The 12,666-nt window shown below is 62.5% G+C and carries 11 protein-coding genes; 7 read left to right on the top strand and 4 right to left on the bottom strand.

Annotated features, from left to right (window positions below):
- Positions 1–285 precede the first annotated feature (285 nt).
- The 3 genes from ACRQHG_RS05510 to ACRQHG_RS05500 form a co-directional block, all read right to left on the bottom strand.
- Positions 286–360: a 50S ribosomal protein bL37 gene (locus ACRQHG_RS05510; protein ID WP_096334972.1), complete on the bottom strand. Its 75-nt coding sequence runs from the start codon at positions 358–360 to the stop codon at positions 286–288.
- 161 nt (positions 361–521) lie between these two features.
- Complete coding sequence (gene rsrA / locus ACRQHG_RS05505) at positions 522–851, bottom strand: mycothiol system anti-sigma-R factor (protein WP_026429087.1); 330 nt, start codon at positions 849–851, stop codon at positions 522–524.
- A complete protein-coding gene (locus tag ACRQHG_RS05500; protein WP_307886242.1) occupies positions 848–1,441 on the bottom strand; it encodes a sigma-70 family RNA polymerase sigma factor in 594 nt (197 codons plus the stop codon). Before ACRQHG_RS05500 ends, rsrA begins: the two co-directional genes overlap by 4 nt.
- Positions 1,442–1,548: 107 nt before the next feature.
- On the opposite strand from ACRQHG_RS05500, the gene ACRQHG_RS05495 reads away from it, so the two are divergent.
- From ACRQHG_RS05495 to ACRQHG_RS05465, 7 genes are all read left to right on the top strand, one after another.
- Complete coding sequence (locus tag ACRQHG_RS05495; RefSeq protein ID WP_435719708.1) at positions 1,549–2,052, top strand: DoxX family protein; 504 nt, start codon at positions 1,549–1,551, stop codon at positions 2,050–2,052.
- The gene (gene aroA, locus ACRQHG_RS05490) at positions 2,053–3,402 is read left to right on the top strand and encodes a 3-phosphoshikimate 1-carboxyvinyltransferase (RefSeq protein ID WP_435719707.1); all 1,350 of its coding nucleotides are present in this window, start codon (positions 2,053–2,055) and stop codon (positions 3,400–3,402) included.
- Entirely contained in the window at positions 3,399–4,517 is a 1,119-nt protein-coding gene (rsgA, locus tag ACRQHG_RS05485) for a ribosome small subunit-dependent GTPase A (protein WP_435719706.1), read from the top strand. The genes aroA and rsgA overlap by 4 nt, the downstream gene beginning before the upstream one ends.
- On the top strand, positions 4,518–5,390 hold the full coding sequence (locus ACRQHG_RS05480; protein ID WP_435719705.1) for an inositol monophosphatase family protein: 873 nt from the start codon (positions 4,518–4,520) through the stop codon (positions 5,388–5,390). It begins immediately after the preceding gene.
- Positions 5,391–5,404: 14 nt separating this feature from the next.
- Positions 5,405–6,031 carry a phosphoribosyltransferase gene (locus ACRQHG_RS05475; protein WP_435719703.1) on the top strand — a complete coding sequence of 209 codons (627 nt, stop codon included), beginning with the start codon at positions 5,405–5,407 and terminating at the stop codon, positions 6,029–6,031.
- A gap of 120 nt (positions 6,032–6,151) precedes the next feature.
- The gene (locus ACRQHG_RS05470) at positions 6,152–7,471 is read left to right on the top strand and encodes an exonuclease SbcCD subunit D (RefSeq protein WP_435719702.1); all 1,320 of its coding nucleotides are present in this window, start codon (positions 6,152–6,154) and stop codon (positions 7,469–7,471) included.
- A gap of 6 nt (positions 7,472–7,477) precedes the next feature.
- Positions 7,478–10,552, top strand: coding sequence for an AAA family ATPase (locus tag ACRQHG_RS05465; protein WP_435719701.1), 3,075 nt, complete (start codon positions 7,478–7,480; stop codon positions 10,550–10,552).
- A 131-nt stretch (positions 10,553–10,683) separates the two neighbouring features.
- Here ACRQHG_RS05465 and ACRQHG_RS05460 read toward each other — a convergent pair.
- The coding region (locus tag ACRQHG_RS05460) for an Ig-like domain-containing protein (RefSeq protein ID WP_435719700.1) at positions 10,684–12,666 on the bottom strand (1,983 nt) is incomplete at its 5' end.

The following is a 12,666-nucleotide window of genomic DNA, read 5'->3' as shown; positions in this document are numbered from 1 at the left end:
TCGCTTAGCTCGGGCGCAAAAGTGGCTGGAATGGGGGTGCTTTCCGAGGTGTACTGCGTCTGTGTTACATATGAAGTACATCCGTGAAAACATACCCCCTCCCCGCTGAGATTCATGTGACTCCTGTGATTCTTGGGAACACTGGGGTCTCGAATCGAGTCGGATCGAGTCGAGCGGCGGCATACCCCGCCAAATCCCATCCCGCCAGCTAGCGGCGTCGTCGTAAAAATAAAGGGCCCGGAAAACCGGACCCTCTACGCTTCTCGCAACAGCGAGCACACCACTTTAGGAATTGGGGCGCTTGCCGTGGTTCGCCTTCTTCTTGCGGCGATCCTTGCGCTTACGACCACGCTGGCTCATGTTCTCTCCTCACGTCACGTTTTCTCAGCTCGTAAACGAGCAACCACATTAGCTTACCAAGGGCGACCGGTCAGGTAAATAAAACCGGCACAATGTGGCGAAACTACCCGAAACGGCGCGCGCAACAACCGTCGCGGCGCCCGCGCGAAGCGTAACGCGCGCTACCCGAAATCGCGAGTAGTACGCCGATACACCGAAATCTGCTGGGCGATGCGCACCCGCAGCGTCGCCGGCGCGACTTCCCGGCACGAGGCTCGCAAAATATCGCGCACGTGGGTTTCCGCTTCCGCCCGTTCCGTACACCGCGAGCACCCCGAAATATGGGCCTGCAAACGCTCGCTTTGCACCGCGGAAAGCTGGTGATCCAGATACTCGAAAAGATAATCAGTAATATCCCGGCAGGAACACTCCCCCGCGGCGCTATCTAATTCAATTCCGCGGTTCCGGAACGAGTCTTCTACCCCGCGCTGCAACCTATCCTCACCGCTCACTTCTTCTCCTTCTTCCCATAGCCGAGTTCACGCGCGTAATCCGCGAGCAATTCCCGCAGCTGCTTACGCCCGCGATGCAGACGGGACATCACCGTTCCGATCGGTGTTTCCATGATGTCCGCGATCTCCTGGTAGGAGAAGCCTTCAATATCCGCCAGGTAGACAGCCATGCGGCGGTCTTCCGGCAGCGCGCTCAAAGCATCGCGAATTTCCGATTGCGGCAGATTTTCCAAGGCCTCCGCTTCCGCGGACATCATCCCCGAGGAAGCATGCGAAGCCGCCCGATATTCCTGCCAATCCTCCACCTCCGAGGAGTCAGCCTGCTTGGGCTGGCGCTGCGCCTTGCGGTAATTAGAAATAAAGGTGTTATTGAGGATGCGGTAGAGCCACGCCTTCAAATTCGTGCCCGGCCGGTACTGGTGGAAGGCCGAGAAGGCTTTGGCGTAGGCCTCCTGAACCAAATCTTCGGCGTCGGTGGGATTGCGCGTGAGGCGCATCGCGGCCCCGTATAGCTGGTCGAGATACGGAAGAGCATCCCGTTCGAACCGCGCGGCGCGTTCGGCTGCGGTTTCATCGGGGGCGCTTCTCATTAGGTCTGTGCTCATCATGGTCTAGCCTAGTCCGTCTGCTGGACTGACATGGGTATAACGCCCGGAAAACACGGGTATATTCCCCGATTTAGTGTAACAATATAGGTATGGGTATGATTCGATTCCTCGCGCGGCCCCTGCTTGCCGCGCCCTTTATTGCACAGGGGTTGTCCACGGTACGCCACCCCGAGGACCACCAGGAACGGGCTGAGAACATCGCCGGCCTGGCCGGAATGGCCGGGGTTGATCTCGAATCCGTTGACACCACCACTCTCACCCGCGCGCTGGGCGCCGTCCAGCTCATCGGCGGGGCATTCCTTTCCATCGGCAAATTCCAGCGCCTATCCGGCGCGGCTCTCGCCCTCACCCAAATCCCGGTGGCCCTGGCCAATCACCCGGTGTGGGCGGCGGAGAAGAGCGAGCGGCGCGAGGTGCTGGGCGGGCTGCTCGGCGCGCTCGGGCTGGCCGGCGGCGCCGCACTGGCGTGGACGGATCGCAAGGGCAAGCCTTCCCTGGGGTACCGTGTTTCCGAATGGCGCGATCAGCGCAATGAGCTCGCGGATGTGCGCGCTCACGCACGCGAACAAATCAGAGAGGCGAAGCGTTCCTAAATGACTGACCTGTGGCCAGCACCCTTCCACCCCTCCCCCGTGCGCGGCAGCGTGGCCGTTCCCGGGTCCAAATCACTCATGGCACGCTTCCTTATTACCGCCGCGCTGGGCGGGCCCGGCACCACGGGCCGAATCCTCGCGCCCCTGCGCGCCCGCGATACCGAGCTCATGGCCCGCGCCCTCGCGAGCATGGGCGTGGGGGTCGCCTGGCAGCGCGGTACAACCGAAGCTGAGGGCGTCCTCGATATTTCCCCCGCACCGCTCCACGGCGCCACTATTGACGCGGGGCTCGCGGGAACGGTCATGCGTTTCGTCCCGCCCGTGGCCGCGTTCGCGCGTGGTGAGGTTGTGATTGATGGCGACGACGCCGCCCGCGTGCGCCCTATGGACCCGGTGGTGCGGGCTCTTCGTGATCTGGGAGTGGAGGTTGATGCCGCCAGCGATAGCGCCGGGCGTGCGGTCCTCCCGGTGCGGGTGCACGGCCAGGGGCGCCTGGCCGGCGGAACCGTGGAAATTGATTCTTCCGCCTCCTCGCAATTTATTTCCGCGCTGCTGCTGGCCGGCCCGCGCTGCGAGGGCGGGCTAGTGTTGCGTTCGGTGGGGCCGAAGGTTCCTTCCGCTTTCCACCTGGCCATGACGGTGGACGTGCTACGCCGGGCCGGTATTCACGTGGAAGAATTCGCGGCCGGCGGAGCGCCCGCGGATCGCGAACACCCGGCGGTGGAATGGCACGTGCATCCGGGCATCCCGCAGCTGGGCACAGTGGTGCTGGAACCGGATCTTTCCAATGCTTCGCCTTTCCTGGCCGCCGCTATGGTCACGGGTGGGACCGTGGAAATTCCGCGCTGGCCGGAGCATACCACCCAGCCCGGCGCGCAAATCGTCGATATTTTCACGGCGATGGGGGCGCGCGCCCAACTGCGCGATGGCGGTGTGCTTGAGCTGACCGGGCCGCGGGATATTGTACCCCTCGATGCGGATCTTAGCGATGTTGGGGAGCTCACGCCCACGATTGCCGCGGTGGCGGCCTTCGCCACCGGCCCGAGCGCGCTGCGCAATATCGGGCAGCTGCGCGGGCACGAAACCAACCGGCTGGCTGCGATCACCGCGGAGCTGAGCGGCGTGGGAATTCCCGCCCGCGAAGAAGGCGATGACATTATCATCACGCCGGCGGCTGCAGTACCTACGCCAAACAGCCCGATTATCCGCAGCTACGAAGACCACCGCATGGCAACTTTCGGGGCGATCCTCGGCCTGCGCATCCCCGGGCTGCGGGTGGAAAATATTGCGACCACCGGGAAAACCATGCCGCGTTTCGCCCAGATGTGGACAGACCTGGTGGACCGATGAGGGATATCGGCACCGACGATCCCCGCGTGCGAGTGCGGCCCGGAAAGGGCTCGCGGCCGCGCACGAAGATTCGGCCCGATTACTCCGACCGGCCCCTCGGCCAGGTCATCACCATCGACCGCGGGCGTTACACCGTGCTCATGAACGAAGGCACCCGCGTCATTGCGGTCAAAGCGCGGGAATTGGGCCGGGGCGCCGTCGTTGTTGGAGATAAAGTACGCCTGACCGGTGACCTTTCCGGGCGCAAGGACACCCTGGCCCGCATCGTTTTTATCGAGGACCGCAGCTCGCAACTCACGCGTTCCACGGACGAAGGCAACGAACGCGAACGCACCATCGTGGCGAACGCGGACCAGATGGCGATTGTGGCGGCCCTCGCGCAACCCGAACCGCGGCGCGGCATGATCGACCGCTGCCTGGTGGCCGCGCGCGACGCCGGCATGGATCCGCTCCTCATCCTCACCAAAGCGGATCTGGCGCGCCCCGACGCCTTGCGTGCGTATTACGAACCGCTCGGGGTCCCGATTCTCGCAACGGCTTTGGGGTACGACGGCGCAGCTCCCGCAGCCGGGGACGCGGGCACGCAAGCGGGTTCTGACACGGTGCCCGCGCCTGGCGAATCTGCCACGCAATCGGACGTGGACGCACTTCCCGCACCTCAGAACGCAACCACGCACTCGGGCTTGGAGGCCGTGCGCGCGGCGCTGCGCGGGCGCACCACGGTGCTCGTGGGGCATTCCGGAGTGGGCAAATCCACCCTGCTCAATGCGCTGGTGCCGGCCGCCGCGCGCGAAACCGGGCACGTCAACGAGGTGACCGGGAAAGGCCGGCACACCTCCACCTCCGCTATCGCCTTTCCGCTGCCCGGCGGCGGGCAACTCATTGATACGCCGGGGGTGCGCAGCTTCGGGCTGGCTCATCTGGATGCCGCAGATATCCTCCGCGGCTTCCCCGACCTGGAAGAAACCGCGCTGGAATGCCCGCGCGGGTGCAGCCACGAAGCCACCGAACCCGAATGCGCCCTCGATAGCCTCACCGATCCACGCCTGCGCGAGCGGGTGAGTTCATTGCGCCGCGTGCTCGCCTCGCGCGGCTTCGAAGAATGGGAGAAATAAATGGATGCTCACACCGGGTCTGACGCGACTACCACGCCCGCCGCGTTCGACGGTCGCGAAATGCTCAATGCCAGCTCCACCATCGCTTTTCTGCACACCGTTGCGGATGCCGTGGACGCCCTCACCCTGGAGCGTTATGAACGCCGCCGCCTGACCGTGGATACGAAGCCCGATAATTCGCCGGTATCCGATGCGGATCGGGCGGCCGAGCGACTTATCCGCGAGTATCTGGAGCGGGATTTCCCCGGGGATGCCGTGTACGGGGAGGAAGAGGGCGGCAGCCTGGAGCACGCCCCGCGGCGCTGGATTATCGACCCGATTGACGGCACCCGCAACTACGTGCGCCACAACCCGGTGTGGGCCACCCTCATCGGCGTGGAAGAAAACGGCCAGATGGTGGCCGGTATGGCTTCCGCGCCCGCGCTCGGGCGGCGCTGGTGGGCGAGCCGCGGCGGCGGGGCGTGGCTGAGTGAAAACGGGGGCGAACCCCAGCGCCTGCGCGTCTCCGATATTGACCGGATGGACCGGGCCGCTTTCGGTTTTTCTTCCCTCTCAAGCTGGGACGAAACCGGGCGCATGGCCACCCTCATTGCTTTCGCCCGCGCCACCTGGGGCACCCGCGCCTACGGGGCTTTCTGGCCCTACATGCTGCTGGCCGAGGGGGCTTTCGATATTGCCGCGCAGCCGGGCCTTGACGTTTACGATATGGCGGCGCTGGTGCCGATCGTGGAAGAGGCCGGGGGAACCTTCACTTCGCTGGAGGGCAAGCCGGGGCCGTGGTGGGGAAGCGCACTGGTCACCAACGGAAAGTTGCACGCCGCCGCCCAAGCAATTATTAATGAGACACATGTGCAGCCGGGTAGCCGGAACTAAGCGAAGGAGGAGCCGTGGGAAGCAGTGATAAGGCCGAGCCGTTGATCGAGAACGAGGGTCTTCCCGGCAGCGCGCCCGGTAGTGCGCCCGGTAGTGCGCCCACGAATGTGCCCGTGAATGTGCCCGTGAACGCACCCACGCATGCGCCCGCCAACACGCCCGCGCGCGAGGTTCTCACCTGGGACCGTTTCGGCGAGGTCACCCGCGAACTCGCCCGCGACATCTGGGATTCCGGCTACCGCCCAGAGATTATCGTGAGCGTGGCCCGCGGCGGACTGCTTCCCGCCGGCGCAATTGCCTACGCTTTAGACCTCAAGAGCATGCTCGTCCTCAACGTCGAGTTTTACACCGGCATCGGCGTCACGCTCAAAGATCCGCGCCTGGTGGAACCGTCCGGTGACGTGCGTGGAATGGCCGGCAAAAGGGTTTTAATTGTCGACGACGTCGCTGACTCAGGGCGTACCTTACGCTTCGTGAAGGAACTCTGCGAAGAGTACGCCACTGAGATTCGCGTGGCGGTCCTCTATGAAAAGTCGCGCTCGGTGCTCAAACCCGATTACGCCTATCTGCACACCGACGCGTGGATTGCCTTCCCGTGGTCGGATAAGGACCCGGTCAATGGAGGCCAGGCGGAAGCATAAAGCGGGGTGCGGTGCACCGGGCATTCCGCGGGCCGGTGCATTCCGTGAGCCGGTGCGCTCCGCGAGCAAGAACTCCATCGGGCCAAAATTTTTGTCGTAGCCCCACAGTAGGCTGAAGCCATGAAGATCTTGCACACCTCCGATTGGCACCTCGGGCGCACCCTGCACCGGGCGGATCTCACTCCCGCCTTTGAAATGTGGGTGGATCACGTGGTGGATACCGTGCGGGAACGCGGCGTAGATGCCCTTCTGATTAGCGGGGATGTCTATGATCGCAGCGTCCCACCCGCTCCCATGGTTGAGCTTTTTTCGCGCACCCTGCGCCGGCTCGCGCAACTCACCACGGTCATTTTGATCTCCGGGAACCATGATTCCCCGCAGCGCCTGGGATTCGGGGCGGAGCTTTTCCAGGAGCGCATTGTCATTCGCACCGATCCGCTGCGCTGCGCCCAACCGATAGAAGTGCGTGATCGCGCCGGTAATCTTGGAGCGCTGGTCTACCCCATCCCCTATTTGGATCCCGATGTGGAACGCCGCCGCCTGGCGGGCGGTGATGCGCACGCTGGTCACGCTGGTCATGCCAGTGCGGATCATTCGGAAAGCGCGGATAATGCGGATCGTGTCGATCATGTTGATCGCGCCGATGGCGCAGAGCTGCTGGAGCGTTCACACGCCGCGGTCATGCACGCAGCTTTGGAGCGTATTGCCGCGGATATTCAGCACGGTCCGCACGCTGGCAAGCCGGTGGCACGCATCGCTATGGCACACGCTTTCGTTGCCGGCGGGGCAGCCAGTGAATCCGAACGCGATATTTCGGTAGGCGGAGTGGAAGTTGTTCCCGCCGCGCTTTTCGCCCTGGGAGGCGCAGAGGCAAGCGCCACGGCGGGCCTGAGCTACGTGGCACTGGGCCACCTGCATTCCCCGCAGCGAGTGGGCGGTGCGCCAGAACCGGGCACGCGTGAAGCTAGCGGGCTGCCGCCTATGCGATACTCGGGTTCGCCCATCGCTTTTTCTTTCTCGGAAACCCGGCCCAAATCTTCTGTTCTTCTCACCTTTGAAGGCGGCGCCCTGGTGGAAGAAGAACTCATTCCAGCTCCGGTATGGCGCCCCATCGTCACCATCGAAGCGCCGCTAGCTGAGGTACTCAGCCCCGCACACCGTGATAATCGGGATAAATTCGCGCGTATTCTGGTAACCGATCCGGCCCGTCCGGCAGATCTCACCACCCGGGTACGGGCCGCTTTCCCGCACGCTTTGGAAATTCGCCACGTGGTGGATCCGGCCGCCACCCGCCACAGCACAGCGGATACCCGCCGCCTTGATGCCCTGAGTGTGCTGCGCCAATTCATGACGGAAAGCGGGCACCGGGATCTCACAGAAGAAGAAAACCAGGTCATGGTGGCGGCATGGGAAGCCGTCCGCACCGGGGAGAAGGAGTAGGGCCTCATGCAGCTGCGCCGCTTAGAACTTCAAGGTATCGGCTCCTTCGCGGGGCGGGAAGTTATTGATTTTGACGCCCTGGGAGCATCCGGGCTTTTCCTGGTGGAAGGGCCCACCGGAGCTGGCAAATCAACCATTATTGACGCCGTCGTTTTCGGGCTTTTCGGTACTGTCGCGGGCGGGAAAGAAAGCTCAACCGAGCGCCTGCGCTCCACGTATGTTGATCCCTCCACCACCAGCTACGCGGACGTTATTTTCACCATCGAAGCGGGCACATTCCGGGTGCGGCGCACCCCGAGCTTCACCAAACCGGGAAATTCCTCACCCACCGCAGCCACCGCGAAATTATGGAAACTCTCCGAAACGGCGGTGGACCTCGGGGATATAGATGGCGGAACTCCGATTGCCACCAAAGCCCGCGATGTCGGGGTGTATATCAGCAACCTCCTCGGCCTCAATGCAGAACAGTTCTTGCAAACTATCGTGCTTCCGCAAGGAAAGTTCGCCGAATTTCTGCGGCTGGAAAGCCAAGAGCGCACCAAGCTGCTCACCCAAATTTTCGATACCCGGGTATTTGGCTCCGTCACCCAGTGGCTCACAGATCACGCCCGTGCGGCACGCGGAGCTATCGCAAACGCTCAGGAAACCTTCGTGCGGGCCGTCTCCAATACCGCGACCGCCTTAGAGCTACCCCCTGAGGAAAGCGAGTCCCTTACCGCCGCCGCTCAAGGCGTGGATCTACCAGCTGAAGGCGAAGCGGTTGTTTCTGGCCTCGACCAGGCACTCGCTACCACCGCTGGGCGTGCTAGCGAGGCACTCGCCCAGGCTGAAAAAGCCGAGGCCGCGTTCGAACGGGCTCGGGAAGCTGAAAACGCACAACGCACCCTGGCTGCCCGCATTGAACGCCGCCGGGATCTGCGCGCCCGGGCCGGCCAGCTCCAGGAACGCGAAGCCGCTATCACAGCGGAACGTGTCCGCCTCGCTGCCCACCGCGCCGCCGCCCCGCTCCTGCCACATGTGCATGCCCTTGATCGGGCTCTCCAAGAGAGGCGCGATTGTGCCGTTGCCTGCACAGAAGCCCAAGCCCGCCTCGTGGCTGTTTTCGCAGAAGTCGGCACGGGCACCGGGGGCAAACACGGCCCCGTCACTGATCTCAGCCCTGCCGGGGTGGAATCCGGGCGCCGTCTGGTCACCGAGCTGAGCGAAGCTAGCGGGCGCCTGACCGAATTGGAGCGCTCGGAAAAAGAGGTAGAGACCAAACAGCAGGAAGCTGCCCGCGCTACCGAACAGCTCGCCGAGCGCCAGCGCGCGGCGGAAAAACTGCGTGAGGAAGCCACTACCGCCACAGCTGAACGCGAGGAAGTAGAGGGCAAGCTCGATACTGCCCGCACCACCGCCAGCGGTGAGGCTGCTGCCGCGCAGCGGGTGCGCAGCGCCACGGAACTCCTTGAGGTATTGGAGCGGGTGGCCGCCAGCGAAAAAGCGGAAGCAGAAGCCCGTGCTGCGCTGGCAGATGCTCTCACCCAGGTTCAGGAAAAGGAAAGCTCCGCCAGGGAAATCACCGATGCGTGGGTGCAGTCCACCGCAGGTGAATTAGCGGGGCAGCTGCGTGAGAATGAGCCCTGCCCGGTGTGCGGATCCTGTACTCACCCGGCGCCCGCCCCGCCCGAAGCGGTGCGTGCCACTGCCGCGCAGGTGAAGGCTGCCCAGGCAGCTGCCAGCACCGCCCGAGAACACTACAGCACCTGCCTAGCTCATGTGGAGAAAATAAAAGCTCAGCTTGCTGAACAACGCGCCGTGGCCGGGGATGCCACCACGGAGGCGGCCAGCACGGAATTAGCTGCTGCCCGTGCTGATGTGAGTGCGGCGCAGCAGGGAGCGTTGCACGTTGCGAACTTGGAGAAGCGGCTGGCGCAGCTTGCCGAGGAAGCCCACACGCGGGAAACCGACCTAGAGCAATTGCGCACCGAAGTGGCGCAATTAGAGGCTGAAAACACCTCTCTCGCACGTGATATCAGCACCCAGCTCACTCGCCTCAGTGCGGAATACGCCGGCTTTTCTTCTATCGCAGCGCGCCGCACGGCTCTTGATGCACTACGCGAAGCCCAGGATGCCTGGACCACCGCCGCGAGTGGGGTGCTCGCAGCACGTGAAGATGAACAGGCTCGCGGTGATGAGCTCGCTGCGGCTCTGGCCGGCACTGAGTTCGCGGATGCCCAGGCGGTAAAGGCTGCCGTGCTCAGCAAAGTGGAAGAGGCACAGCTCCAAGATTCCATCACCGCTTTTGATGAGGAATGCCGCGATGTGAAACGCGAGCTCGCCGAACCGGAACTCGCGGAACTTCCCGAGGATGCTCAGGCTGACGTCGCGGGGGCTGCCGAAGCCAGCGCGTTAGCACGCGGCGCTTCGCAAGAAGCGCGGGCGCGAGCCACTCGGGCGGAGAACCAGGCCCGCTCCGGCGGGGACCGCTTACGCGTCGCACAGCGGGATCTTCAGGCATGGCGGGAGGTGCGTGAGCATTCCGGGGCGGTTGTGCGTTTAGCTTCCTTGGCTACCGCGGGCCCCGAATCAGTAACGAAGGTTCCCTTGGAAACCTTCGTGCTGCAACACCGTTTCGAGCAAGTTGTTGATGTTGCTAATGAGCAGCTCGCGGATATTTCCCTCGGGCGTTTTGAACTCATCCGAACGGACGAAAAGGAGAAGGGCAGTCACCAGTCGAAAACCGGCCTCGGCTTGGCTGTTATCGACCACGCCGGCCCCGAACCGGTCCAACGTTCCGTTCGCACACTCTCGGGAGGCGAAACATTCTATGTGTCCATCTCCCTGGCACTCGCTTTAGCGGAAGTGGTGCGCGCGGAAAACGGAGGGATCCACCTCGATACCCTCCTCATTGACGAAGGATTCGGCTCGCTTTCAGATGGAGCGCTCGATCAGGTCATGGGAGTGTTGCACGGCCTAGGGAAAAACGGGCGCACCGTAGGGGTTGTCTCCCACGTCTCGGAAATGAAACAGATGATCAGCGAACGCATCTCCGTTATCCCGCAAGACGACGGCACCTCGCATATCCGCGTGACTGCCTAAATTTTCTAGGGAAATCCGCCGTTCAGAACCATTGAGTGAGCGGATTTGTACATAGATGAGGGGCTGGCAGACTGTCCTTGTGAAGGTTCGTCTGCCAGCCCCTCTCTTGCGTTACGCGATCAGTTCAGCACTTATGCCTTACGGCGCCGCGTCACCACGAGCCCACCGGCAAGCAGCAAGAATGCCGCCGTACCAGCAAGACCAACGCTCGTTGCACCAGTGACCTGAAGAGTCTTCTTGACCTTCTTAGTCTTCGGCGCAGGCTTACCCGGATCGTTCGGGTTCAACGGGTCGGTGCCGTTCTTGATCTCGTCACCATCGTTAATACCGTCACCATCGGTATCGGCCTTATTCGGGTTAGTCGGCTTGCCACCATTCTTCGCGCCCGTCACCTCATCACCATCAGTGAGACCATCACCATCAGTGTCAGGGTTGAGCGGGTCAGTGTTACCAGGCTTACCGTCCTTATTGAACTTATCGTCCTTGAACGGGTTCTTGGTGCCATTGACCTCGTCCCCGTCGTTGATGCCATCGCCGTCAGTATCCGGGTTGTTGGGATCGGTTCCGATCTTTTCTTCTTCAGAATCGGTCAGGCCATCCCCATCGCTATCAGGATCGGTGACAGTCACGGTCACGGTATCGAGTTCCTTGCCATCGCGATCCTTGACCGTGACGACAACTTCGTCCTTATCCTTAGCGTCCGGATTCGGAGTAACCGTGATTGAACCATCGGGATTGAGGGTCGCGGTGCCAGGACCGTTCACTTCCACCGTGGTGCCGTCGGGTACCGGCCCGCCGGTATTAGGAAGGTCAACTGGAACACCCGGCTTACTGTTTCCGTCGTTCCACACGGGCTTGTCCGGCTCAGTAACCGTTACCTTAGAGGTATCGAGCGTCTTATCGCCGTCCTTAATGGTTACTGTGATTTCAGTTCCAGGGGTCGCGTCACCAGGAACCTTGACGACGACGTTGCCATCGGCGCCAATAGTGCAGGTAGCACCACCGGTTGCTTCACACGACGCAGTATCCGGAATCGGACCATTAGCCGGATCCTTCTCCAACGTCACATCAGTGCCGGGCTTACCATCACCATCACCCCACGCAGGGCAACCGTTATTAGAAGCCGGGCCGGCAACATCCGGGCACTGATCAAGCGCATCCGGGACAGTATCGCCATCGGTATCCGGATCGGTGACGGTCACCTTGGAGGTATCAAGAACCTTGTCACCATCCTTGATCGTGACAGTAATCTCGTCCTTATCCTTCGCATTCCCAGGAACCTTGACGACGATATTGCCATCCCCGCCAATAGTGCAGGTGGCGCCACCGGTTGCTTCGCAGGTGGCCGAGGACGGGATCGGACCGTTAGCCGGATCCTTCTCCAGCGTCACATCCGCACCGGGCTTGCCCTCGCCGTCGTTCCACGCCGGGCAACCGTTATTGGAAGCCGGCCCAGCAATGGTCGGGCACTGATCCTTACCGTTGGGGACATTGTCGCCGTCGGTGTCGGGGTCAACAATGGTCACGGTAGCGGAGTCAAGATCCTTACCGTTCGGGTCCTTAACCTTGACGACAATCTGGTCCTTATCCTTGGCGTTCGCGTTCGGAGTGACGGTAATCGAGCCGTCTTCGTTCAGGGTTGCGGTACCCGGACCGGTCACCTCAACCGTGGAGCCTGCCGGGACAGGGCCACCCTCATTGGGCAGCTCGGCCGGTACAGACGGCTTGGTAGTTGTGTCGTTCCAGATCGGGTTGTTCGCGGGAACAACAGTCACCTTGGAGGTGTCCAGGGTCGTGTCGCCATCCTTAATGGTCACCGGAATTTCAGTACCGGGGACAGAATCTTCCGGAACCTTGACGACGACGTTGCCATCCGGGCCAATGGTGCAGGTAGCACCACCAGTCGCCTCACATGATGCAGTATCCGGAACCTTGCCATTAGCAGGATCCTTCTCCAGCGTCACTTCAGCACCGGGCTTACCATCACCATCACCCCACGCAGGGCAACCGTTATTGGAAGCCGGGCCGGCAACATCTGGGCACTTATCCAAAGAATCTGGGACCGTATCGCCATCGGTATCCGGATCGGTGACGGTCACCTTGGAGGTGTCGAA

The sequence above is a fragment of the Actinotignum vesiculae genome (assembly GCF_051267215.1).
GTDB lineage: Bacteria > Actinomycetota > Actinomycetes > Actinomycetales > Actinomycetaceae > Actinotignum > Actinotignum schaalii.
Note: the sequence above shows the minus strand (reverse complement) of the source record. Positions and strands in the feature narration are given on the sequence as shown.

Coding starts and splice junctions, on each gene's coding strand:
- ACRQHG_RS05480 (WP_435719705.1), top strand. CDS start 4,518: ATGGATGCTCACACCGGGTCTGACGCGACTACCACGCCCGCCGCGTTC.
- ACRQHG_RS05465 (WP_435719701.1), top strand. CDS start 7,478: ATGCAGCTGCGCCGCTTAGAACTTCAAGGTATCGGCTCCTTCGCGGGG.
- aroA (WP_435719707.1), top strand. CDS start 2,053: ATGACTGACCTGTGGCCAGCACCCTTCCACCCCTCCCCCGTGCGCGGC.
- rsgA (WP_435719706.1), top strand. CDS start 3,399: ATGAGGGATATCGGCACCGACGATCCCCGCGTGCGAGTGCGGCCCGGA.
- ACRQHG_RS05470 (WP_435719702.1), top strand. CDS start 6,152: ATGAAGATCTTGCACACCTCCGATTGGCACCTCGGGCGCACCCTGCAC.
- ACRQHG_RS05495 (WP_435719708.1), top strand. CDS start 1,549: ATGGGTATGATTCGATTCCTCGCGCGGCCCCTGCTTGCCGCGCCCTTT.
- ACRQHG_RS05500 (WP_307886242.1), bottom strand. CDS start 1,441: ATGAGAAGCGCCCCCGATGAAACCGCAGCCGAACGCGCCGCGCGGTTC.